The 22,442-nt window shown below is 73.3% G+C and carries 17 protein-coding genes and 1 riboswitch; of the genes, 10 read left to right on the forward strand and 7 right to left on the reverse strand.

What is annotated here, in order from left to right:
* Nucleotides 1-194: 194 nt before the first annotated feature.
* Nucleotides 195-339, forward strand: a riboswitch (cyclic di-AMP (ydaO/yuaA leader).
* A 3-nt stretch (nt 340-342) separates the two neighbouring features.
* From AB0K37_RS11190 to AB0K37_RS11200, 3 genes are all read left to right on the forward strand, one after another.
* Nucleotides 343-1,401, forward strand: coding sequence for an NlpC/P60 family protein (locus tag AB0K37_RS11190; RefSeq protein ID WP_363978252.1), 1,059 nt, complete (start codon nt 343-345; stop codon nt 1,399-1,401).
* A gap of 71 nt (nt 1,402-1,472) precedes the next feature.
* Nucleotides 1,473-1,964 carry a DUF6153 family protein gene (locus tag AB0K37_RS11195; RefSeq protein WP_363978255.1) on the forward strand — a complete coding sequence of 164 codons (492 nt, stop codon included), beginning with the start codon at nt 1,473-1,475 and terminating at the stop codon, nt 1,962-1,964.
* Between the two features lie 76 nt (nt 1,965-2,040).
* Nucleotides 2,041-2,700: a DUF305 domain-containing protein gene (locus AB0K37_RS11200; protein ID WP_363978258.1), complete on the forward strand. Its 660-nt coding sequence runs from the start codon at nt 2,041-2,043 to the stop codon at nt 2,698-2,700.
* Between the two features lie 108 nt (nt 2,701-2,808).
* Here the strand turns inward: AB0K37_RS11200 and AB0K37_RS11205 are convergent, their stop codons facing one another.
* Entirely contained in the window at nt 2,809-3,447 is a 639-nt protein-coding gene (locus AB0K37_RS11205; protein ID WP_363978261.1) for a response regulator transcription factor, read from the reverse strand.
* A complete protein-coding gene (locus AB0K37_RS11210; protein WP_363978264.1) occupies nt 3,444-4,649 on the reverse strand; it encodes a sensor histidine kinase in 1,206 nt (401 codons plus the stop codon). Before AB0K37_RS11210 ends, AB0K37_RS11205 begins: the two co-directional genes overlap by 4 nt.
* 170 nt (nt 4,650-4,819) lie before the next feature.
* Between AB0K37_RS11210 and AB0K37_RS11215 the strand changes: the two genes are divergently transcribed.
* The gene (locus AB0K37_RS11215) at nt 4,820-5,875 is read left to right on the forward strand and encodes an FtsX-like permease family protein (RefSeq protein WP_363978267.1); all 1,056 of its coding nucleotides are present in this window, start codon (nt 4,820-4,822) and stop codon (nt 5,873-5,875) included.
* A complete protein-coding gene (locus tag AB0K37_RS11220; protein WP_363978269.1) occupies nt 5,872-6,567 on the forward strand; it encodes an ABC transporter ATP-binding protein in 696 nt (231 codons plus the stop codon). Before AB0K37_RS11215 ends, AB0K37_RS11220 begins: the two co-directional genes overlap by 4 nt.
* On the opposite strand, the gene AB0K37_RS11225 is transcribed toward AB0K37_RS11220, so the two are convergent.
* The 5 genes from AB0K37_RS11225 to AB0K37_RS11245 all read right to left on the reverse strand — a co-directional run bounded on the left by AB0K37_RS11225 (nt 6,555) and on the right by AB0K37_RS11245 (nt 12,788).
* Complete coding sequence (locus AB0K37_RS11225) at nt 6,555-7,970, reverse strand: NAD(P)/FAD-dependent oxidoreductase (RefSeq protein ID WP_363978272.1); 1,416 nt, start codon at nt 7,968-7,970, stop codon at nt 6,555-6,557. The genes AB0K37_RS11220 and AB0K37_RS11225 overlap by 13 nt on opposite strands.
* Before the next feature lie 307 nt (nt 7,971-8,277).
* Nucleotides 8,278-8,820, reverse strand: a complete 543-nt coding sequence (locus tag AB0K37_RS11230; protein ID WP_363978275.1) for a DapH/DapD/GlmU-related protein — start codon at nt 8,818-8,820, stop codon at nt 8,278-8,280.
* Nucleotides 8,821-8,862: 42 nt separating this feature from the next.
* Nucleotides 8,863-9,810: a LysR family transcriptional regulator gene (locus AB0K37_RS11235; protein ID WP_363978278.1), complete on the reverse strand. Its 948-nt coding sequence runs from the start codon at nt 9,808-9,810 to the stop codon at nt 8,863-8,865.
* Between the two features lie 87 nt (nt 9,811-9,897).
* Nucleotides 9,898-10,383, reverse strand: a complete 486-nt coding sequence (locus AB0K37_RS11240; protein ID WP_363978281.1) for a hypothetical protein — start codon at nt 10,381-10,383, stop codon at nt 9,898-9,900.
* Nucleotides 10,380-12,788, reverse strand: a complete 2,409-nt coding sequence (locus AB0K37_RS11245) for a molybdopterin-dependent oxidoreductase (protein WP_363978283.1) — start codon at nt 12,786-12,788, stop codon at nt 10,380-10,382. The genes AB0K37_RS11240 and AB0K37_RS11245 overlap by 4 nt, the downstream gene beginning before the upstream one ends.
* 258 nt (nt 12,789-13,046) lie before the next feature.
* On the opposite strand from AB0K37_RS11245, the gene AB0K37_RS11250 reads away from it, so the two are divergent.
* Genes AB0K37_RS11250 through AB0K37_RS11270 form a run of 5 tightly spaced genes read left to right on the forward strand, consistent with a single transcriptional unit; the run spans nt 13,047 to nt 22,441 of the window.
* Entirely contained in the window at nt 13,047-13,724 is a 678-nt protein-coding gene (locus AB0K37_RS11250) for a VWA domain-containing protein (protein ID WP_363978286.1), read from the forward strand.
* Between the two features lie 22 nt (nt 13,725-13,746).
* A complete protein-coding gene (locus tag AB0K37_RS11255; protein WP_363978289.1) occupies nt 13,747-15,096 on the forward strand; it encodes a hypothetical protein in 1,350 nt (449 codons plus the stop codon).
* The gene (locus AB0K37_RS11260) at nt 15,093-18,566 is read left to right on the forward strand and encodes an AAA domain-containing protein (RefSeq protein WP_363978292.1); all 3,474 of its coding nucleotides are present in this window, start codon (nt 15,093-15,095) and stop codon (nt 18,564-18,566) included. The genes AB0K37_RS11255 and AB0K37_RS11260 overlap by 4 nt, the downstream gene beginning before the upstream one ends.
* Nucleotides 18,544-20,085 carry a hypothetical protein gene (locus AB0K37_RS11265; RefSeq protein ID WP_363978294.1) on the forward strand — a complete coding sequence of 514 codons (1,542 nt, stop codon included), beginning with the start codon at nt 18,544-18,546 and terminating at the stop codon, nt 20,083-20,085. Before AB0K37_RS11260 ends, AB0K37_RS11265 begins: the two co-directional genes overlap by 23 nt.
* Before the next feature lie 40 nt (nt 20,086-20,125).
* Nucleotides 20,126-22,441, forward strand: coding sequence for an AAA family ATPase (locus tag AB0K37_RS11270; RefSeq protein ID WP_363978297.1), 2,316 nt, complete (start codon nt 20,126-20,128; stop codon nt 22,439-22,441).
* The last annotated feature ends 1 nt before the right edge of the window (nt 22,442 follow it).

Genomic DNA, 22,442 nt, shown 5'->3' on the forward strand with positions numbered 1-22,442 from the left:
AGACCCTGCGCGGCCTGCTGATGGGCGACGCCATCGGCAACAGCGCCTACCAGTCCATCGCCTGGTCCGCGGGCACCGCGAGCTGCTGAGCCGGAATGTGGCATTTGGGGAAATCTGCCGCTTCGGTGGCGAACCGACCGTAAACCTCCTACGCTCCGTAGGAGGTCACGGTCCGACGTCCCCGCCGGGGACGGCCGGCGACCGCGCCGAATCCCGCGGACGGCTCCGTCCGGGGAACCGGGGACCCGATCTTCAGGGGTGAATCCGTCCCGCGGGACGGTAGGGCGACTCCGGCCCGAACCCGTCAGCTGACCCGGTAGGCGGTACAGGAGAGGACACCGCATGCAGCGACGAGCTGCCGGCACCCGAACGACAGCCCGCCGCAGGATCCGCACCGGCCGGCTCGGCGATGTCACGGCATGGACGGCCGCCCTCGCGCTGTCCGCCGGGCTTCTCGCGCCCGCGCCCGCCCACGCCGAGCCGAAGCCGACGCGCAAGCAACTGACCGCGCAGCAGGAGAAGCTCGCCGACGAGGCCGAGAAGCTCAGCGAGCAGTACAACGGCCTGCGCGAACGCCTCAAGCAGGCCGAGCACGCCGCGAAGCTCGCCAAGAGCAGCGCCCTGCGCCAGCAGAAGGCGCTGGACGAAGCGCGCGAACGCATGGCGAAGATCGCCGCCGACAGCTACAAGAACGGCCCCGCGGACCCGGCCATCACGTTCGCCTCGTCCTCCGACCCGCAGGCCGTCCTGGACCAGTCGGCCACCCTCAACTACTTCGCCAAGCAGAACGACGTCCGCATCACGCAGATGCTCCAGGTGATGCAGGGCGCCGACCGGTCCCGCAAGGCCGCCGAGCAGCGCGCCGCCCAGGTGCGCGCGCTCACCGACGAGGCGAAGAAGAAGCGCCGGGAACTCCAGATCAAGCTCAAGAAGGTCGAGAAGCAGCTCGGCACCTTCAGGACCGCGGGCACCCGGCCCGGCTCCATCCCCAACATCAACTCCGGCGGGGCCTCGGCCAAGGCCATGACGGCCGTCCGGGCCGCCCTCGCCCAGCAGGGCGTGCCCTACTCGTGGGGCGGCGGCAACGCGTCCGGCCCGAGCTACGGCACCGCGCAGGGCGCCAACATCAAGGGCTTCGACTGCTCCGGCCTGACCCTGTACGCCTACGCGCAGGTCGGCATCACGCTCGGCCACTACACCGGCAGCCAGTACAACGCCGGGACCCACGTGAGCATGAGCCAGCTCAAGCCCGGCGACCTGGTGTTCTTCCACAGCGACCTGCACCACATGGGCATGTACATCGGCAACGGCAACATGGTCCACGCGCCGCAGACCGGCGACGTCGTCAAGATCGCCCCCATCGCCGGCCGCCCGTTCGCCGGCGGGGTCCGTGTCGCCTGACCCCTCGACGGCGCCCGGCCCGGTGACCGATCGGTGACCGCCGATCACCCCTCGCTACCCTGGTCCCCGAGATGAGAACGCACGTCGGCGGCCTCCCCGCACGGGACGGCGCGAACGCGGAACGGCCGGTGGGACGGCCGAGGCGCCCCGTGCGCCCGGACGTCCTCCGGCTGGCGTCCGGCCTGCTCGTGCTCCTCGGGCTGCTGGCAATGCACGGCTTCCAGTCCACGGCGAGCCCGGCGGAGATGAGCGGCGTTCCGCTGACGTCCATGGCCGCCGGGCACGCCGCCCCCGCCGCCGAAGCGGCGACGGGGCACCGTCCGCCCCAGGACGACCGCCCCGGCGGCCATCACTCCGACCGCCACCCTGACCACCCCGGCGGCCAGGTCTGCCTGGCCATGCTGACCCTGCTCGCGCTCGCGCTCGTCGCGGCCCTTCTGGCCCTGCGCCTGCGGCGGTCGCCGCCGGTGGCCGTGTCGAGGCCGCCGCGGGTGCGGATCCTGCTGGTCGGACGGCCGCCGCCGAGACCGTCCCTGCACAGGTTGAGCGTGCTGAGGCTGTGACAGGTCCAGCGGCGCCCGGAAACGGGCGCCGCCGCCGACCACCGATCACAGCACTCGACACGGAAGGCCCACCACCATGAAGCGAGCGTTCGCGCTCATCACCGTCCCGGCCCTGGCGATCGCCCTGGCGGCGTGCGGCGACGGCGACGGCGGCTCGACGGGCCACTCGATGCCCGCCCACTCCATGCCGGCGCACTCCATGCCCGCGCACTCCATGCCCGCCCACTCGGCACCTGCCGGCGGCGCCCAGGCCGGACCGCACAACGGCCAGGACGTCATGTTCGCGCAGATGATGATCCCGCATCACCGGCAGGCGATCGAGATGGCCGACCTCGCCGCCACCCGGGCCTCGTCGGCGGAGGTCAAGACCCTGGCCGCCGACATCAAGAAGGCGCAGGGACCGGAGATCCAGCAGCTCGGCGCGTGGCTGAAGAGCTGGGGCACCCCGGTCCCCTCGCCCGGCACGACCGGCATGGGCGGCATGCACCACGGCGGCACGGACGGCATGGACGGAATGATGAGCGAGAAGGACATGAAGGAACTGGAGGCGGCCAAGGGCGCGGCGTTCGACAAGGCGTTCCTGGAGATGATGATCGAGCATCACGAGGGCGCCGTGGCGATGGCCAAGGCCGAGCAGTCCTCCGGACAGTTCCCGCCCGCCAAGCAGATGGCGGCGAACATCGTCTCCTCGCAGACCGCCGAGATCGCCAAGATGAGGTCCCTGCTGAAGCAGTAAGGACCGCCGGGCACGAGGCGGGCGGGGCCACGGTCCCGCCCGCCTCCGGGCCGGAGGCGCCCCGCGTGGCTCCAGCCGCGCGTCCACGTCCCGCTCGCGGGCGGCGGGTCAGGGTGGGCGGATCAGGCCGCGCCGGGAGGCGGCGGCGACCGCGGCCGTGCGGGAGTCGACGCCGAGCTTGGCGTAGAGGTGCACCAGATGCGTCTTGATCGTGGTCTCGCTGAGGAACAGCCGCTTGCTGATCTGCCGGTTCGAGAGGCCCTCGGCGACCAGGCGCAGCACCTCCAGCTCGCGCGCGGTCGGCGTCGCGGTGGGCGAGCGCATCCGGCCGAGGAGGCGCGAGGCGACGCTCGGCGCGAGCGCGCTGTCCCCGGCGGCGGCCGACCGGATCGCGGCGAACAGCCTGTCCGGGGGCGCGTCCTTGAGCAGGTAGCCGGTGGCGCCGGCCTCGATGGCGGCGAGGATGTCGGAGTCGGTGTCGAACGTGGTCAGCACGAGGACGCGCGGCGCGTCCGCCCCCGCGGCGGTGATCTCGCGGGTGGCCTCGCTGCCGTGCATCCCGGCGCCGAGCTGCAGGTCCATCAGCACGACGTCGGGGGAGAGGCGGCGCGCCTCCTCGACGCCCTCCCGCCCCGTCGCCGCCTCCCCGACCAGCGCGAAGCCGGGCTGGTCGGCGAGCATGGCGCGGATCCCGGAGCGCACCACGGGATGGTCGTCCACCAGCAGGATGCGGATCGGCCCGCTCACCGCCGCTCCTCGCCGCCGGGCAGCGGCAGGGTCGCCACCACGGCCGTCCCCTCCCGCGGAGCCGACTCGACGGTGAGCGCGCCGCCCAGCGCGCGGGCGCGGTCGCGCATCGCCCGCAGCCCGTAGCCGGTGCCCGCTCCGCTCTCCGGCGGGCGACCGCCGACCGCCGCGGGATCGAAGCCGCGGCCGTCGTCGAAGACGTCCAGCACCACCATGTCGTCAAGATAGGTCAGGGTGACCCCGACGTTCTCGGCGCCGGAGTGGCCGGCGGCGTTCCCGAGGGCGCCCTGGGCGATGCGCAGCAGCGCGACCTCGTGGTCGACCGGGAGATCGGCGGGGGACCCGGACACCTGGAAACGTATCCGGGCGGTCGAACGGGCGTCCGCCGACTCGGTGATCCGGCGCAGCGCGTCCGGCAGGGAGGACCGCTGCAGGGCGGGCGGGGCCAGCTCGCGCACGAAGTTGCGGGCCTCCTCCAGGTTCTCCGCGGCGGCCTGCTCGGCCTCCGCCAGCCGTCCCACCGCGGCGTCGCGGTCGGTGTCGAGGTCGCGGCGGGCGGCGCGCAGCAGCAGGATGATGCTGGACATCCCCTGGGCGAGCGTGTCGTGGATCTCCCGGGCCAGGCGCTCGCGCTCGGTGAGCCGCGCCGCGCCGGCCTCCGCGCGCAGGAGCCTCTCGCGGGTCCTGACCAGGTCCTCGATGAGCAGGCGGCGCTGCTCGCTCTCCCGGTAGAGCGCCCGGTAGGCGAGGGCCATGAGGGTGGCGACGGACGCGCCGACGCTCGGGCCCAGCACCTCCGCCAGCGTGACCCCGCCGCCGTGCCAGGCCACGGCCCCGATCGCCGCGGCCGTCAGCAGCGCCACACCGGGCAGCGCGGCGGGCAGCGGCAGCAGGTGCAGGTAGAGGAAGAACAGCGGGAAGGCCAGCCAGACGAAGTCGGGGGAGGACAGGGCCAGCCCCGCCCAGGCCGCGGTGAGAAGCGCGAGCCACAGCCGTGCCGGGAGCGGGCGAGGGCGCCGTTCGTGCCGGGCCCAGACCACCCCGCCGGCGTAGAGGGCCCCGAGAGCGAGGCCGCCCGCGGCGATTCCCGCCCGCGCGTCGTGCAGCGTGCGGACCAGGGCGATCGTGAGCAGCACCAGGAAGGTGCCGTGCACGGCCCAGCCGAGCAACCGCATCGCGGGCGAGAACAGATCGTTCGGCATTTCTCACTCACAGTAGGCGACGGACGCCCGGGCCGCATCGATCGAAAGGTTGATGCCCCGGCGTCCGGAAGGAGGCGGTCCGCCGGTCCCGCCGCACGATGCGCCGGGACGGGCCCGCGGCGCACACTGGGAGGCGTCGGTTCGGGTGATGACGGGAACGGGGGCCCACGGTGTTCGTGGCACTGCGAGACCTGCGGTTCGCCAAGGGGCGGTTCGCGCTCATGGGGTCGGTCGTGCTGCTCATCACGCTGCTGGTGACCCTGCTGTCCGGCCTGACGGCCGGGCTGGCGCGCGACAGCGCCTCGGCCATCGAGGACCTCCCCGCCGACCATGTCGTGTTCGGCGGGGAGACGTCCTTCGCGGGGAGCCGGATCAGCGAGGCGACGGCGCGGGCCTGGCAGGACGTCGCGGGAGTGAGGGCCGAGCCGCTCGGCATATCGATGAGCCGGATGGCCTTCGGCCCGTCCGGGGCGCGCGGAGCGCCGGCCGCGCTCTTCGGCGTCGCTCCCGGCGACCGGGCGCACCCGCCCGCGTCCGGGCAGATCGTGCTGTCGGCGGAACTGGCCGAGGGCACCGGGCTGGCGGCGGGCGACAGGGTCGACGTCCTCGGGCACCGGCTCACCGTGGCCGGCACGGGCGCCGCGTCGTCCTACAGCCACACGCCGGTCGCCTGGCTCGGAATCGAGGACTGGCGCGCCCTGGAGCCGTCGGGCGGCGGCCCCGCCGCGACCGTCCTGCTGCTGCGGGAGACCGGGCGTCCCGACCTGGACGCGGCCGACCGGCGGCTCGGCACCACCACCCTCGCCCGGGGGGACGCCAGGTCCGCGATCCCGTCGTTCTCCTCCGAGAACGGGTCGCTGCAGCTCATGCGAGGGTTCCTGTTCGCGATCTCGGCCCTGGTCATCGGCGCGTTCTTCACGGTCTGGACGATCCAGCGCCGCGGTGACGTCGCCGTGCTGAAGGCGCTCGGCGCGAGCACCGGCTATCTGCTGCGCGACGCGCTCGCCCAGGCCGTGCTGGTCCTGCTGGCCGGGGCCGGGCTCGGCGGCGCCGCCGGCGGGCTGGCGGGGCTCGCGATCGGGGACGGTGTCCCGTTCGTGGTCTCGGCCGCCACCACCGCCCTGCCCGTCGCGGTGATGGTCGTGCTCGGGGCGGCCGGCGCCGCGCTGGCCATCCGCAAGATCACCTCCGTCGATCCGCTGACCGCGCTGGGAGCCGCACGATGAGCCTGGCCCTCACCGACGTCGTCCTGACCTATCCCGACGGCGACCGCACCCTGACCGCGCTCGACCGGGTGGGCCTGGCGGTCGGGCCCGGCGAGTTCGCCGCGGTCGTCGGCCCCTCCGGATCCGGCAAGTCGAGCCTGCTGGCCGTCGCCGCGACGCTCGTCTCCCCCGACTCCGGGACGGTGGCCGTGGCGGGCCGGGAGACCGCCGGGCTGCGCCCCGCCGAACGGACCCGGCTTCGCCGCGACCACATCGGCATCGTCTTCCAGCAGCCCAACCTGCCGGCCTCGCTGACGGCCCTCGACCAGCTGACGGTGATGGCGCACATGGCGGGCCGGTCGCCGCGGCGGGCCGCCGGCCGGGCCCGCGACCTGCTGGCCGCCGTCGGCCTCGCGGGCCTGGAGCACAAGCGGCCGCACCAGATGTCGGGCGGCGAGCGCCAGCGGGTCAACATCGCCCGCGCCCTGATGAACGGCCCGGAGGTGCTGCTCGTGGACGAGCCCACCAGCGCCCTGGACCACGTCCGCGGCGAGCAGGTCGTCGAGCTGCTCGACCGCCTCACCCGCGACCGGGGGCTGGCCACGGTCATGGTCACCCACGACCTGGCCAGGCTCGCCGCCGCCGACCGCGTGTACTCCATGACCGACGGCCGCCTGTCCGGGAGCGCCCCCGCCGCCGGTCAGCCGCGGTAGGCCTCCAGGAGGCGGAGCCAGATCTCGCTGATGGTGGGGTACGAGGGGACGGCGTGCCAGAGGCGGGAGATGGGGACCTCGGCGGTGACCGCGATGGTGGCGGAGTGGAGGAGTTCGGCCACGCCCGCCCCGACGAAGGTGACGCCGAGGAGCGTCTCGCGGTCCAGGTCGACCACCGCGCGGGCGCGGCCCTCGTAGCCGTCGGCGTACAGCGAGGCCCCGGAGACGTGGCCGAGCTCGTAGTCGACCGCCCGCACCCGGCGCCCCTCCCGGGTCGCCTCCTCCAGGGTGGGGCCGACGGCCGCGACCTCGGGGTCGGTGAAGACGACCTGCGGGACCGCCCGCTCGTCGGCGGTGGCGACGCTGCGTCCCCAGGCGGCGGTGTCGAGGGGGCGCCCGGCGGCGCGGTCGGCGATCACCGTGCCGAAGATCCGGCCCTGGTACTTGCCCTGGTGGGTCAGCAGCGCGCGGCCGTTGACGTCCCCGGCCGCGTACAGCCACTCGCCGGGCACGCCGGCCGCGAGCCCGGTGGAGTCGACCTGGATCGGCCGGCCCGGGGTCAGCCCGACCGTGTCCAGCCCGAGGTCGTCGGTGGCGGGCGTGCGGCCGGTGGCGAACAGGACCTCGTCGGCGGTGACGGTGCCGCCGCCGTCCAGGGTGAGCGTCACCGGTCCGTCGCGGCGGACACCGGTGACCGACGTCCCGAAACGCAGGTCGACGCCGGCCGCGCGCAGGCCCTCGGCCACGGACTCGCCGGCGAACGGCTCCATGCGCGGCAGCAGGCGCGACCCGCGCACCAGCTGCACCACCTCGCTGCCGAGCGCCCGCCAGGCGGTGGCCATCTCGCAGGCCACCACGCCGCCGCCGATGACGGCGAGCCGCGGCGGCACCCGCTCGGAGGAGGTCGCCTCGCGGCTGGTCCAGGGACGCGCCTCGGCCAGGCCCGGCAGGCCGGGCAGGGCCGCGCGGGTGCCGGTGCACACCGCGACCGCGTGACGGGCGGTCAGGACCCGCCGCCCCCCGTCGGGGGTCTGCACCACGACGCGCTTGGGCCCGTCCAGCCGGCCGCGGCCGCGGACCAGGACGAGCCCGGCCCCCTCCAGCCACTCGACCTGGCCGTCGTCCTTCCAGTGCGAGGTGAACTCGTCCCGGCGCCTGAGGACCGCCTCGGCGTCCAGCGGCCCGGTCACCGCCTCGCGGGCGCCGGCCAGCCGCCGCGCCTCCGCCAGCGCGGCGGCCGGGCGCAGCAGTGCCTTGCTGGGCATGCAGGCCCAGTACGAGCACTCCCCGCCCACCAGTTCGCTCTCCACGACTGCCACGCTGAGCCCGCCGGCGTGCGCCCGCTCGGCCAGGTTCTCACCCGTCGGCCCGGCCCCCACCACCACGACATCGAACTCGTCCATGCCCCCCAGCCCTTCCGATCGGCCGCAGTCTCGTCCACCTGGATCCTGCCGGACACCGCGGCGTTCGGCAGGACGCCCCCGCCGGCGTCAATGATCGCAAATCGGGGAAGCGGTCATCCCGGGGCCCCGCCGTCCTGCCGCGAGTGTGGCCGCGAAGACCGCCGTGGACCTGTTCGCGGCCGTGAACCACGCGGCGACGCTGGCCCCGTCCGCGGCGGCGCACGTCCCGAAGGGGCGCTGGGCGGGGACGACCGGGTGGTGCCCGGGCGCGTTGGGCATCCCGGCGGACCGCCCGACGCGGAACCCGTCACCACCGCCGGTTCGCGGTCGCCTTCCCGCCGGTCACCAGGGTCGCGGGCGGAACGTCGTCGGCCACGACCGCGCCGGCGGCGACCACGGAGTCGCGGCCGATGCTGACGCCCGGAAGGATCGTGGCGCCGGCGCCGATCCACACGTTCTCGGCCACGTCGATGGGCCCGCCGGTCAGCCACTCCCGCCGCTCCCCGGGATCGACCGGGTGGCCGACGGTGATGAACGTGGCCTTCGGCCCGATCATCACGCGCTCGCCGAGCCGGATGCCGGCATAGTCCAGGAACGTGCAGTTCTGGTTGATGAACACGCGCTCCGCGAGGTCCAGGCGGAGGCCGTGGTCGGTGTAGAAGGGCGGATAGATCGTGACCCTCGCAGGCAGCGGCCTGCCGAGGATCTGCTCGAACAGGCCGGCCCTGCCCGCCTCGTCCTCGAAGGGCAGGACGTTCAGGCGGGACGTGAGCTCGGTGGTCCGCAGGACCCTCTCGGCCATGGACTGGAACTCGGCGCTGTGGATGCGCATGAGACGGTCGCCGGGCATGCCGCGATCCTTTCTGGTGAAACGGTGTACTGGTCGATCCGGTCAGTCGGCGTTCGTTACCCGCGTCCTCGCCCAGGACGGGAGCCAGACCGTCTCAGGAAGCCGTGGCAGGCTTCCGAGGTAAGTAGTGATCGCACGGAGCCCCGGATGCGGATTGCCGCTCGGCAGTATCAGCGAGACCGGGTACGCGAGGACCGGATCCACGATGGGGATGCGGCGCAGATCGTGGGTCGCGGGCCAGACGTACCGGTCGCGTGCCCCGACGAGCGTGGCCACCTCCGCGGAGTCGGCGAGGACGTCGAGGAGCACGTCGTCTCCGAAATGCGGGCCCGCCGCGTCGATGCGCAGGTCGAACTCGGTGGCGAGCTGGTCGTAGAACTCTCCCCATTCGCTCCGCGGCGCGATGCCCGGCACCCATATCCGGTGCCCGCGCAACTGCGGCGGCGTCAGTTTCCGCGCGGAGGCGAGCGGATGCCTCGGGCCGACGAGGAGTTCCAGCGGGGAGTCGAACGCGCGGACCATCCGCACGCCGGAAGGCAGGACGGCCGGGTCGGTGACGGTGCGGAACGAGGCGTCGACATCGCCTGCCTCGACGGCGGCGACCGCCGCGCGCGGGTCGTCGACCCTCAGGGTCACCAGGTCGAGGTCGGCCCCGGGGCGCGACCGCCAGTACTCGTGGAGGACGACGGCCTGGGCGCTCCGGAAGCCGAGGACGTCGATCCGCAGGGCCCGGGAACCCGGCCTGACCGCGGCGACGGCGCGATCGACGCCCGCGACGACGCTCCGCGCGTGGGGGAGGAACGCCTGGCCGTCGAGCGTCAGCTCGACTCCTCGGGCGGTCCTCGTGAAGAGGCGGACCTCCAGGTCGCGCTCCAGGGCGGCGATCCGCTTGGAGACCGCCTGCTGCGTCACGCCCAGCTCGTCGGCCGCATGCCCCAGCTGCCCGAGCTCGGCCGCCCGGACGAACGATCGCAGCGCCTCGGTGTCCACCGGATCACCCTAGGCGCGCACAACCTGCGGTTGTGGCGCGCCGCCGGCCGGTTGTCCGGCCACGCTCCGGCGGGCCGGCGGCCGGGTTCAGCTGTTCAGCACCTGGGCGCTGAGCTGCTTGAGGTGGGCGTTGGCCCAGCGCATCTGCCGGAGGGTGTCGGGGTGGCAGCGTTCGGTCAGCCGCAGCAGCGTGGTGTCGCGGCTCCCCTGCGCGGCCTGCGCGATCATCTCCCAGTCGAGGGAGACGCCGGCGGCCTGGACGTGGATGTGGCGCAGGTCGTGCAGGAGCAGCATGCCGGGCGCGCTGCGGTGCTTGACCAGTTCGCCGCCCTTCTCCCGGAGCAGCGCGCCCAGCCCGGTCTCCAGGGCGTGCCCGGTGCCCAGGCGGACGCCGTACCGGCCGCCGATCTCGGCGAGTTCGCGCAGATGCCGCTGGGACCAGGCGGACAGGTCTCGGGCCACGTGGTGGATCTCGTGCTCGCCGGCGTGGCGTTCGGAGACGCGCAGCAGATCCTGGGCGAGACCGCGTTCGCCGTGGTGCAGGGCACGCAGGGCGAGACCGATCCTGTTCATCGCGTTTCCTCGTCGGCCATCGCCGTTCGGCTCCGAGCCGGCCCGGCCTCGGAGGCCCGATCGGCGGGGGCGGGTCCGTCGCCGCGCTCCAGCAGCCGGAGCGTGGCCACGCCGGTCTTGAACAGCGGCTGCTTGGAGGCGGGGTCCCAGTCGGTGACCGTCAGTTCGTTGGCCGCGCGCGTCCTGCCGGCGCCCTCCGGCCGGTCCCAGTAGCCGTAGTGGAAGGGCAGGAACAGGACGCCGGAGCGTATGCCGGTGACGCGCACCTTGGCATGCACGACGCCGCGCGGGCTGGAGATCTCGGCGAGGTCGCCCTCCCGCATGTCGTGGGCCGCGGCGTCGTCGGCGCTCATCTCCACCCACACGTCCGGGGCGGCGTCCCGCAGCTGCGGCGCGCGGGCGGTCTTGGTCCGGGTGTGGAAGTGGTGGACGGTGCGGCCGTTGATCACGTGGAAGGGTCGGAGCTCGTCCGGGACCTCGTGCGGCGGCAGGTAGCCGGCCGACTTGATGACGGCCTTGCCGGACGGGTTGAGGGACCGGTACTCCACCTCCTCGACGGGGGTGCCGGTGACCAGATCGCGGCCGAAGCTCTCGCAGTACTCGGGCGCGGCCCAGAAACGGCCGTCGGAGTACAGGCGTTCGGTGCCGCCGGGATGCTCCTGGTCGCAGGGCCATTGGACGCCCCCGGCGGCGCGGAGCCTCTCGTAGCTGAGGCCGGTGTAGTCGCAGGGGCGTCCGCGGCTGCACTCCTGCCAGGCGCGGAACGCCGACTCGGGGCCGGTCCATCCGACGAGGGGAGTGCCGTCCTTGCCGGTGAAGCCCATCCGCCCGGCGTAGTCCAGGAAGATGTCCAGGTCCGGGCGCGCCTCGCCGGGCGGCTCGACGGCCTTCTCCGAGAGATGGACGGTCCGGTCGGCGTTGGTGAAGGCGCCGGTCTTCTCGCCCCAGGTCGCCGCCGGCAGGACCACGTCGGCCAGCTCGGTGGTCTCGGTCGGGAAGATGTCCTGCACCACCAGGAACAGCCGCTCCTGCGCCAGGATGGTCCGGATCCTCGCCAGCTCGGGCATCGACACGGCCGGGTTCGTCCCGCTGACCCACAGGAAGCGGATCGACCCCTGCTCGGCGAACCGGAAGATCTGCATGGCGTGGGTCGGGGGCGCGTAGTGCGGGATGCGCTCGGGCTCGACGTTCCAGATCCGGGCCAGGTCGGCGACGTGGTCGTCGTTGGCCCAGTTCCGGAAGCCCGGGAGGTCTCCGTCGGCGCCGCATTCGCGGGTGTTCTGGGCGGTGGGCTGCCCGTTCATCTGCAGGACCCCGCAGCCGGGGCGGCCGAGCATCCCCCGGATCAGGTGCAGGTTGTTGACCTGCACGGCGGCGGCGGTGGCCTGATGCGACTGGTAGAACCCCTGCAGGACGGTCGACACCAGCCGTTCGGCGTCGCCGAGCAGGCCCGCGGCCCGGCGGATCCGCTCCTCGGGCACGTCGCAGATCTCCGCGACGCGGTCGGGCGGATACTCCTTGACGCGCTGCTCCAGTTCCTCGTACCCCACCGCGTGGGCGTCGACGTAGTCGCGATCGATCTTCCCGGCCGCGATGATCTCGTGCAGCAGGCCGTTCATCAGCGCCACGTTGGTGCCCGGACGCGGCGCCAGGTGCACGGCCGCGCTCCGCGCCACCGGCGTCGGCCGGGGGTCCACGCAGATCACCTGCGGCGGGTTCGGACCGGCCAGCCGGTCGAGCATCCGCATCCACAGCACGGTCTGCGTCTCTGCCACGTTGTGCCCGAACAGCGCGATGACGTCGGCGTGGTCGATGTCGGCGTACGTTCCGGGCTGCCCGTCGCACCCGAACGACTCCTTCAGCGCCGCAGCCGCCGTCGCGGTGCACAGGCGGGTGTTGCCGTCCAGGTGGTTGGTGCCGATCCCGGCGCGGGCGATGGTCGCCAGCGTGTAGTACTCCTCAAGGAAGAGCTGCCCGGTGGTGTAGAAGCCGAACGCGCCGCTGCCCTGCTCGTCCAGCAGCTCACGGCTCCGGCGGACGACCTCGTCCATCGCGGTGTCCCAATCGGTCTCCACGAGCCTGCCGTCCCGGCGGACCAGCGGACGGGTCAACCGGTCCGGCGACGCGCCCGACTGCCAGCCGTACAGATCCTTGGGGTCGAGGCGCCCCCGGTTGATCCTGTCTCCGGCCGCGCCGCGGACACCGACCATCCGGCCGTCCTTGACGGCGATGTCCATCCCGTCCCCGTTGGAATGCAGGATCGACGCGGTCGGCACCCACCGGTCCACGTCCTGGGCCGAGACGCCCTCCTCCAGGAAGGTGTCCACCCTGACGGGCCACTCCTCACCCGGGCCGTAGGGCGTCCTCGTCCCCCATGGCTCGGCGATCCGATCGATCCGCGCCATCCAGGCCTCCCAACCTCTGGAGAAGGACTCATCCCACTGCCCGCCGACGCCAAACATCGGCCCTCACCAGGTCCGGCGGCGCCGGGAGCCGCCCGTCGCGCCGCCGATTGTTCGTTTTCGTCCGTATAGTCCTAGAAAGGATTTTGGTCGGACCGATTAATGGCCACGGCTATCCCTTTTTCGGAAACGCCTTGACGGAAGGTGTGGTGCCTCCCATTCTGGAATGTTTCGCTATCCGGACACCAGAAGGGAACCGCCATGCCCGACCCCCTCATGGCGCGGCCGTCCGCGCCCCCGCCCCGTCCCCTCCCCGTGCTCGTCCTCGCCGACGTCAGCGGGAGCATGGCGGAGGCGGGGAAGATCGACGTGCTCAACCGCAGCATCGCCACGATGATCAGGTCGTTCGCCGCCGAGGACACCGTCCGCGGTGAGATCACGGTGGGCGTGGTGACCTTCGGAGGCGGGGGCGCGGCGCTCCACCAGGCCCCGGCCCCGGCCGCCGAGGTCGTCTGGGAGGACATGCTGCCCCGCGGGCGCACACCGCTGGGCGAGGCCCTCGACCTGGTGAACGGGCTCCTGGCGGACGAGAACGTCATCTCCCGGCGGGCCTTCACGCCGACCCTGGTCCTGGTCTCCGACGGACTGCCGAACGACGACTGGCGGGGCGCGCTGGAGCGGCTGCTGGCCTCGCCGCGCGGAGGCAGGGCCGTGCGGCTGGCCGTCGGTGTCGGCCAGGACATGGACGAGGAGGCCTTCGACGTCCTGCGGGCCTTCATCGACGATCCCGTGATCCAGCCCGTCCGCGCCGACGAGGCGCACCTGCTGTCCCGGTACTTCTCCTGGGTGACCATGAGCGTCACCGCGAGAGCGCGCAGCACCCGCCCGAACGACACGTCTCATATGTCCTTCGACGAGCTTGAGGATCTGCTGGGCTGAGACGGACGGAGACGTCGGCGAAATGCGCGTGGTAAAGGACGAGCACGGACGTCCGCTCCAACTGACGCGCCTGCTGGGAACCGGTGGGCAGGGCGAGGTCTGGGCGGCCGGCGACCGTGTCGCCGTCAAGGTGCTCCGAGTCCGGACGCGGCGGTCCGGGGAGCGGCTGCGGCAGCGGCTCCGAACCGTGAAAAGGCTCGACCTCGACGGGCTCGCCATATCCCGTCCGCTGGCCATGCTCGCGGAGCCGGACGTGGGCTACACGATGGAACTGCTCGGCGACATGACCGCTCTGCGCGTCCTCGCCAATCCGCCTCCGCGGACGGATCTCGTGGACTGGTACGGGGAGACGGGCGGGCTGCGGCGCCGGCTCCGGCTGCTGGCGAGGGCCGCGGACGTCCTGGCGGCGCTGCACGCCCGGGGCATCGTCTACGGCGACCCCTCTCCCGGGAACATGATGGCCTCGGCATCCGCCGAGCACTCCCAGGTCTGGCTGGTGGACGCCGACAACCTGGAGGTCGAGTCGGTCGTCCCCGACGAGTCGTTCACGACACCCGGCTACGGCGCGCCCGAGGTGGTCGCGGGCCGCATGGGCATCTCCAGCCTCAGCGACGCCTACGCGTTCGCGGTCATCGCCTTCGAGCTGCTCGCGCTCGTGCACCCCTTCCTCGGCGACGACGTCCAGGACGGCGAGCCCGAGGACGAGGAGCGGGCGTTCGCGGGGGAGCTGCCCTGGATCGACGATCCCGGCGACGATCGCAACCGGTCGAGCTACGGGCTGCCGAGGCGGGCCGTCCTCACTCCCGGCCTCCTGGCGCTGGCGGAGCGGACCTTCGGCGCCGGGCGGTCGCGTCCGGTCGAGCGGGCGACGGTCGCCGAATGGCGCACGAAGCTCCAGACCGCCGCGGATCTCACGCTCACGTGCGCGCGCTGCCCGCAGACGTTCATCGTCGGAGCCGCCGCGTGCCCGTGGTGCGGAGCCGGAACGCCTCGGCAGCTGATGGGCCTGATGCACCTCGCCGTCCCCGGTGAGGACACGTACACCGCGCCCCGCGACGGCCTCGCGGTTCCGCCGCGCGAATGGCTGTGCGTGACCGCCCGCACCGCGCAGCTGGCGCCCGACGCCGACCAGGACCGTCCCGTCGCCTGGCTGTGGTGGGAGCCGGGCAGCAGCCTGGCCGTGCGGAACAGGGGCCGCGAACCGCTGTGGCTCAGCCGCCGCACCGGTGGTTCGCCGCGCGTCGTGGAGCCGAACGGCGAGCTGACGGTTCCGGTGTACGAGGAGGTTCCGGAGTGGAGCGTTCACTTCGGGCACCGGTCGCAGCTCCACCGGGTGCTGCGGTTCCGTCTGCTCGGAACGGGCCGGGCATGAGCGCGCCGGGCGGCCGTGGCGGCCGTGCACCCGCGCCCAGGGGAGCGTCCAGCACCGTCAACGAACCCCTGCCCGGACGTTCGGACTTCGTCTGGCTGCTCTGGGACGGAGCCCCCGACGCTCTCCGGAATCTCGGCGACGGCTGGCACGAGGTGACCCTGGCCAAGCTGCCGAGCGGCCAGGTGGTCGCCGGCGTCGACGGGATCGTCCGAGGCGGGGTCAGACCCGAGGGGCAGCAGGACCGCGAACGCCTGGCACGGGCCATCTCCAACCGGGCCCGTATAGCGGTCCTGTCGACGCACAAGGTGGAGAACGAGGGCGGGCGGCGCCGCCTCCGGCTCGGCCTGGACCTCTACACCTACGAACAGGCGGATCCGCTGGAACCGCAGTCCGTCGGTGTGGGCGACCGCGTCATGGACACGGTCGGCAAGTGGGACAGGAAGCTCCGGGACCGGCCGGAGGAGATCCTCCGGTGGCTCACCGAGCGCCTGCTGATCCCCCCGAGGGCGGGCACGGCGACCGATGCGCCCCATCGTCTGGTGGTGTCCATCGGCCTGAGCGACCCGAGCGCGCCGACCGGCTACCGCATCCACGGGCGGGGCGTGACCGGGGACGTCCGGACGGAGGGCGGCCGGCTGGTGCTGCATCGCTTGCGGCGCACCGGCGACGAGGACGGGCAGGGGCCGTTGCGGCTGACCGAGTGCCGCCTGGCCTTCACCGACGTCTCGCGGGCGAGCGAACTGCGCGCCGAGATGAAGCACCAGCTCAACCGGCTGGCCACCGGTCAGGGCTTCCTCGCCATGTGGCACGAGTACAACCGGCTCGAAACCCGCTTCGTCCGCCGGCAGGTGCGCGACATCGGATTCGGGCGCTACACCGAGCGCGAACCGCTCGGCGACGGCGTGTACCGGTTCCGGCTCGACGGGGCGTCCCACGTCGACGACCAGGAGCTGACGCTGACGGAACGCGCACGGCGCAACCTCGACGCGCGCGAGACCCTGGAGCTGGAGGCCGCGCAGACCCTTCCCGTCGCCCTGGCCGCGGCGGACGAGGAGGACGCCTCGGCATGGGCGCTGATCGGCGACCGGCTCGGCAAGGACGTGGTCAGCGGCACCGTCGTCGCGGCCGACGTCGCGGCGGGCACGATCGACCTGAGGCTCGTGGACCTCGGACGGCGGCGGGTCTCCGGGGTGGGGCGGGACCGGACGGTCGCCCCTCCGCCCCAGGGGTTCCTCTACCGCTCGTTCCGCGGCGACCGGCGCCAGATGCAGAGGCGCAAGGACGCCTTCGACCGGATCCTCGCGGACGGGACGAGGATCCCGAACCTGCTGGCGCTGTTCGAGGGCAAGACGGTCAGCGCGGAGCCCCCCAGGAGAAGGACCAGGCCGATCTCGGACGCGGTCCGCGACTGCTTCCGGGGCGGCGAGCCCACCCCGATGCAGGAGCGGGCGCTGGAGGTGGCCCTGAACACGCCCGACATCGCGGTGATCCAGGGCCCGCCGGGCACCGGCAAGACCCAGGTGATCACCGCCCTGCAGACGCGCCTCGCCGAGGAGGGGCGCGGTTACGCGCGGCTGCGCGGCAGCATCCTGCTCACCAGCTTCCAGCACGCCGCGGTGGACGAACTGGTGGAGCGTTCGAGGGTGTTCGGCCTCCCGGCCAGCAAGGTGGACCGCGCCGGCCGCGGCACGACCGTCCAGACGGACCGGTGGCTCCAGGAGACGGTCGACTGGCTCACCGAGGAGATCAACGCCGACTCCTTCGGGCGGGCGCTCGGCCTGCTGCGGACGGTGACCGCCCGCGCGGCCGCCTATCTGCTCACGCCGACCCCGCCGGAGGAGACCGCGCGCCTGCTCGAAGAGATCGAGGAGCTCGCGGGCGAACTCCTCCCGGCCGACCTCGCCGACCGGCTGCACCGCACGCGCCTGCGGGCGCGGACCCCGTCCGGGCCCGTCCCGTTCGACCTCGACGACGACCGCGAGCTGACGATCCGGGCGCTGCGCGGCGTGCGGACCCTCGCCGAGTCGTTCGCCGACGACGGACCCGCGGCGGCGGCGAAGGCGCTGCGCCGGGTCCGCGCGCTGGACGGGCGGGACGCGGAGCGCGCGGCCGACCTGGACCTGCTGGCCAGGGCGGCCTCCTGGGACGTCGACGAGCCCGTCCCGTTCCTGGCCGAACTCGCGGAGGCGCGGGACCGGCTGCTGGAGGCGCTCCGGCCGGCGAGCGGGCCCCTGGCCCCCGTCGCCGCGGACCCCGAGGTGGAGAACCTGCTCGCCGAGATCGCCGAAGACCTCGAAGAGCGGGTGCGCGACTCCGGCGAGAGCGGTCCCCAGCTCGCCATGCTGGACTATCTCGAAGGGCTGCGGGGCGACCCGGCCGCCGTCGAGTGGACGCTGCGCGCCTACACCGCCTCCTACGCGGCCACCTGCCAGCAGGCCGCGTCCCCCACGGTCGCGGGGGCCAAGCAGGAGGCGCGGATCGAGGACGTCGTCTTCGACACCGTGATCATCGACGAGGCGGCCCGCGCCAACCCGCTCGACCTCATGATCCCGCTGATCCACGCGGGCCGGCGCATCATCCTGGTCGGCGACCACAACCAGCTGCCGCACATGCTGGAGCCGGAGGTCGAGCGGCAGGTGGAGCAGCTCGACGCGGGCGCACGGGGAAGGCTGCGCGAGAGCCTGTTCCAGCGCCTGTTCGAGAACCTGAAGGCTCCGGGCGCCTCGGTGGACCGGGTCGTCACCCTCAACGCCCAGTTCCGGATGCACCGGACGCTCGGGGAGTTCGTCAGCCGCTGCTTCTACGGCGGAATCCTCGAATCGCCGCGTCCGGACGCGGAGTTCGCGCACGCTCTGCCCGGCTACGAGGGCGTGCACGCGGCGTGGATCGACGTCCCGAACGCCCGGGGCGCCGAGTCCGGCAGGCGCAGCAAACGGCGGCGGGCCGAGGCGCGCGCCGTCGCCGACCAGCTGGAGCGACTGCTGCCCTCGGCGCCGGACCTCACCTTCGGCGTCATCTCGTTCTACTCCGACCAGGTGGACGAGATCTGGCGGGAGCTGGTGGCGCGCGAGCTCGCCCGCCGCACCGACCAGGGCTACGAGCTGGTCAAGGGGCTCCAGTACGACGCGGGCGGCCGCCGCCTGGACCGCCTGCACGTCGGGAGCGTCGACGCCTTCCAGGGCAAGGAGTTCGATGTGGTGTTCCTGTCCACGACGAGGTCGTCGCCACCGGCCGACCCCCCGGCCGCGGGCACTGCCGCCCACGACCGCTGGGTGCGGCGCCGCTACGGCCACCTCACACTGCGCAACCGGCTGTGCGTGGCGATGAGCCGGCAGAAGCGCCTGCTCGTGACCGTGGGCGACTCGGCGATGTTCGAAGGGGCCGCGGTCCCCGCGCAGGTGGAGCCGCTGGCCGAGTTCCTCCGGCTGTGCCGGTCGGGAGGTGGCCATGGCGCCGTCCTTTCCCCGTAGCGCGAGGATCGTCCAGCTGTGCCCGGCGCCGCCACGGCGCGACGAGCGGATCTGCGTCGCCTTCCCGGCGTGGGCGCATCGCGTGACCGCCCCGATCCTGCCCCGCAGGGGGCTCGACCTGTTCGAACGCGTCGTGCTGGGGCTCTGCCACGCCGGCATCCGCGAACCCGACCTGATCGCCGCCCGGATCAACCTGCATGTGCGGCTGTGCGCCCACATCATCGACCAGGCCGTCCGCCAGGGCCTGCTCGACCGGCAGGGGGAGCTGACCGAGCAGGGGAGGCTGGCGCTCCGCACGGGCAGCGTCGCCGAGGAGACGTCCTGGTCGGTGCGCTACGTCTTCCAGTCACCCGAGGCCGGCGGGGACCTGTGGCCCCGCACCGCCGAGCGGCTCGTCGACGCGCACGTCACCTGGCGGGCGCCGGGCAGGGCCGGGCTCCAGCTCGGCACCACGGGACACCCGGACCACATCGAGGCCGCGATCGTCGAGGTCGCCGACGCGGGGCCGGGAGCCGCCGTCCCCGGCCGGCCCGGCCCGGAACAGGTCGTCGAGGTCGCCCGGCTGGACCGGGACGCGCGGGAGGCCCAGCGGGTGCGCGAGTTCGAACGCGTCCAGGGCCTGGCGCCCGCGGCGCAGCCGGGCGAGGCGGCGGGCGCCCGGCCGGGGCCGGACGGGGACCGGCCGCCGGCCCTGAGCCGGATCGCCTTCATCGACGCCCCCGAGCCCGTCCTGGTCGTCGGCTTCGCCGTGGTCGACGGAAGCGGGGAGCTGGTGGCGCACGACCCCTTCGGGGTGGGGACCAGCGCCATGTTCGGCGAACTCCTGGAGCGGCGCCTGCACGACGGCGGCGCGCTCGCGGAGCGGATCCGCGGCGTGGCCCGGAGCAGGGCGGAGAACGCCGAGCGCACCTACCGCCAGGCGGAGGCGACCGCGCGCGCCCACGTCGAATCCGTGCTCGTCACCGAGTTCGGCGCGGACATCCGCGGCGACGAGGACGCGCTGGACCTCATGACCGACGTGGACCTCGCCGTCATGCTGGGCGACCAGGCCGGCGCGCTGGAGCGCGTCGTGCACGCGACGCACCGCCTGTACGAGGAGCTCTTCCGCCGCCTGGCGCGCGGCTATCCCGTGTCGGCCGGCTCCGTCCGGGCCGTCTCCTCGACCCAGGCGCTCAGACGGGCCGCCGTCGAGGAGGCCGCACACGGCATCGGATTCCAGGCCGTTCCCCGGCTCTTCGTCCAGGATCTCTGCAAGGCCGCCAGGGACGTGGAGGCCGGCAAGAACGTGACCTTGAAGGAGGTCGGCGCCCTGGCTCTCGTGGCGGCGCACAGGAACGCGGAGCATCCCTTGCACCGGCTGGCGGCGCGGCGCCCCGACCTGCTCAGCGCCCTCGCCGCGCTCGGCGCCATGCGCAACCGCGTCTCGCACGGAGGGCGCGACCCCTCCGCCGCGCAGGACGCGAAGTGGTGCCGTGAACTGGCCGCCCTCGCCGTCCCCGAACTCATCGCCCTGCAGTAACACGCATCCGTTCCGCCCCAGGAAGGACGAGTAGTCCACGATGGCCAAGAAGCGCCCCGCCCAGGCGCGTCGGCAGACGCCCCAGCGCCGGACCAGGCCCTCCGCCGCCGCCAAGCCGGTGGACCAGAAGGCGATCGAGGAGGAGGTCGAAGCGCGCCGCACCGAAGCGGTGGCCGCCGTCGGAGGTGAGGAGTCCCTGCCCGCGCCCGCCGAGCCTCCGGCCGGCGGGGTCGACGACAAGGCCGTCGCCGCCAGATGGCGGGAAGCGGCCGAGGCCGTGGCGCTGTTCGAGCAGGCCGCCGAGCGCGTGGCCGAAACGCGGCAGGCCCTGGACCGCAAGACCGGTGAAGTGGCCGAGCGGCTCGCGGCCATCGAGGAGGATGCCCGGGATCTGAAGGCGCAACGGGACCTCGTCCGGAAACGGAGCGGTGAACTCGACGATCGGGAAGAGCGGCTGATCGCCGAGGAGCGGGAGCTCGTCGCCGCCCGGGAACGCGCGAAGGAGACCGCGCTCGCCGAAGCCAGGAAGGCGCTGGAGAGCACCCGGCGGGAGGTCGAGGCCCAGCAGCGGGAGCTGGCGGAGGAACACGCCCGCACCCGGGCCGCGCTCAGCGCCGAACTGGAGGCGCAGCGCCGGGAACTGGCCGAGCGGACGGAGAGACTCACCGAGGAACGGGCGCGCCTCCGGGAGTTCGAGGTCGAGCTCAACGCCCGCGACGAGGACCTGACCGATGCGCGTGCGCTGCTGGGCGAACGCGTGGAGCACGCCGTCGCCGCGGCCGTGGAACGGGCCGAGCTGCGTTCCAGGGAACTGGAGCAGCGCTGCAGGGCCCTCCAGGAACACGCCGCCGACATGGAGAAGGAGCGCGACGAGCGGAACCGCGTCGACCGGGCCTTCGGCCACCGGTCGCCCGACGAGGTGCTGAAGGAACTGCAGGAGCTGCGCGCCCAGAACTCCGAGCTCCGCCTCCAGCGCCAGGTGCCCGAAGACGTGATGGAACGGCTCGCCAGGCTCCAGGAGGCCGAGCGCGGCTGGCGCGAGGAGCGCGCGGTCCTCATCGCCGACAACGAGCGGTTGCGGCGGCAGCTCACCGGCCATCAGATCACCGCCCTGGAACTCGAACGGCTCAAGGTCACCAAGGAGGCCATGGAGGCCTCGGTCGACGCCTACCGCGTCCGCGTCCAGGAACTGCACCAGGACATCCAGAGCCTGACGGCCCGGAAGGAGGGCGAGTCGCCCTTCCCCGAATGCCACGCGATGGACACGCGGTACAACGAGAAGCGCGACGACCTTCTGGGCCGGGTCCCGCCACTGGACAACTTCGTCTACTGGCTCCGGAACTTCGTCGCCCAGCAGTACCGCATGTTCTACGCCGAGGAGGACCTGGTCCTCTTCCTCGGAGGGCTGGCCGCGTCGCGGCTGCACCTCCTCCAGGGGATCAGCGGCATCGGCAAGACGCAGCTTCCGATCGTCTTCGCCAAGGCCCTCCAGGCGGAGACCGCCCTCGTCCCTGTGAGCGCCGACTGGCGCACCCCGCAGGATCTCGTCGGGTACTTCAACGCCTTCGAGCGCAGGTTCTACGAGTCGCCCTTCACCCAGGCGCTCTACCAGGCAGGATGCCCCGCCCACGCCGACCGTCCGTTCTTCGTCGTGCTGGACGAGATGAACCTGTCGCACCCGGAGCAGTACTTCAGCGAGGTCCTGTACCAGATAGGGCAGACGAGGAAGCCGGACGGCGCCCCGCCCAGCCTGGAGCTGATGACGACCGAGGTCCGGCCGGCCCCCCGCGGGCTCGTGGACGGCCGCAAGCTCGTCATCCCGCCGAACGTGTGGTTCGTCGGCACGGCCAACCATGACGAGACGACGGTGGCCTTCGCCGACAAGACCTACGACCGGTCGCACGTGCTGGAACTGCCCGCCCGTCCCCGGACGTTCGAGCCCGAGCCGGTCCCGCCGCTGCCGGCTCCGCTGGCGCTCGGTGCCCTCGAAGCGGCCTTCGAGCGCGCCCGCCGGACGCATGCGGAGGCCGCGCGGAGCGTGTCCGCCTTCCTGGACGGTGAGCTGCGGGACCGCCTCTTCCGCGATTTCCGGATCTCGTCGGGGTCCCGCACCGCGAAGTACCTGGAGGCCTTCGTCCCGGTCGTGTGCGCGGCGGGCGGCAGCCAGGGGCAGGCGGCCGACCATGCCTTCGCGACCCGCGTCCTCCGCAAGCTCCGCGGCCGGTTCGAGATCCCGTTCGACCTGATCCAGGCACTCCGCGACGACCTGCCCGACCTCTGGAAGCCGTTCGGCACCGTCCCGTCCAGGTCACTCGAACGGCTCGACGAGGAGATCCATCTGCGGAGAGGCGTCTGAC

The sequence above is a fragment of the Actinomadura sp. NPDC049753 genome (assembly GCF_040674655.1).
Lineage (GTDB): Bacteria > Actinomycetota > Actinomycetes > Streptosporangiales > Streptosporangiaceae > Spirillospora > Spirillospora verrucosospora.

What these genes read in the sequence shown, in the direction of transcription:
- AB0K37_RS11190 (WP_363978252.1), top strand. Translation starts at nt 343, where the DNA reads ATGCAGCGACGAGCTGCCGGCACCCGAACGACAGCCCGCCGCAGGATC.
- AB0K37_RS11195 (WP_363978255.1), top strand. Translation starts at nt 1,473, where the DNA reads ATGAGAACGCACGTCGGCGGCCTCCCCGCACGGGACGGCGCGAACGCG.
- AB0K37_RS11200 (WP_363978258.1), top strand. Translation starts at nt 2,041, where the DNA reads ATGAAGCGAGCGTTCGCGCTCATCACCGTCCCGGCCCTGGCGATCGCC.
- AB0K37_RS11210 (WP_363978264.1), bottom strand. Translation starts at nt 4,649, where the DNA reads ATGCCGAACGATCTGTTCTCGCCCGCGATGCGGTTGCTCGGCTGGGCC.
- AB0K37_RS11220 (WP_363978269.1), top strand. Translation starts at nt 5,872, where the DNA reads ATGAGCCTGGCCCTCACCGACGTCGTCCTGACCTATCCCGACGGCGAC.
- AB0K37_RS11225 (WP_363978272.1), bottom strand. Translation starts at nt 7,970, where the DNA reads ATGGACGAGTTCGATGTCGTGGTGGTGGGGGCCGGGCCGACGGGTGAG.
- AB0K37_RS11230 (WP_363978275.1), bottom strand. Translation starts at nt 8,820, where the DNA reads ATGCCCGGCGACCGTCTCATGCGCATCCACAGCGCCGAGTTCCAGTCC.
- AB0K37_RS11240 (WP_363978281.1), bottom strand. Translation starts at nt 10,383, where the DNA reads ATGAACAGGATCGGTCTCGCCCTGCGTGCCCTGCACCACGGCGAACGC.
- AB0K37_RS11245 (WP_363978283.1), bottom strand. Translation starts at nt 12,788, where the DNA reads ATGGCGCGGATCGATCGGATCGCCGAGCCATGGGGGACGAGGACGCCC.
- AB0K37_RS11250 (WP_363978286.1), top strand. Translation starts at nt 13,047, where the DNA reads ATGCCCGACCCCCTCATGGCGCGGCCGTCCGCGCCCCCGCCCCGTCCC.
- AB0K37_RS11255 (WP_363978289.1), top strand. Translation starts at nt 13,747, where the DNA reads ATGCGCGTGGTAAAGGACGAGCACGGACGTCCGCTCCAACTGACGCGC.
- AB0K37_RS11260 (WP_363978292.1), top strand. Translation starts at nt 15,093, where the DNA reads ATGAGCGCGCCGGGCGGCCGTGGCGGCCGTGCACCCGCGCCCAGGGGA.
- AB0K37_RS11265 (WP_363978294.1), top strand. Translation starts at nt 18,544, where the DNA reads ATGGCGCCGTCCTTTCCCCGTAGCGCGAGGATCGTCCAGCTGTGCCCG.
- AB0K37_RS11270 (WP_363978297.1), top strand. Translation starts at nt 20,126, where the DNA reads ATGGCCAAGAAGCGCCCCGCCCAGGCGCGTCGGCAGACGCCCCAGCGC.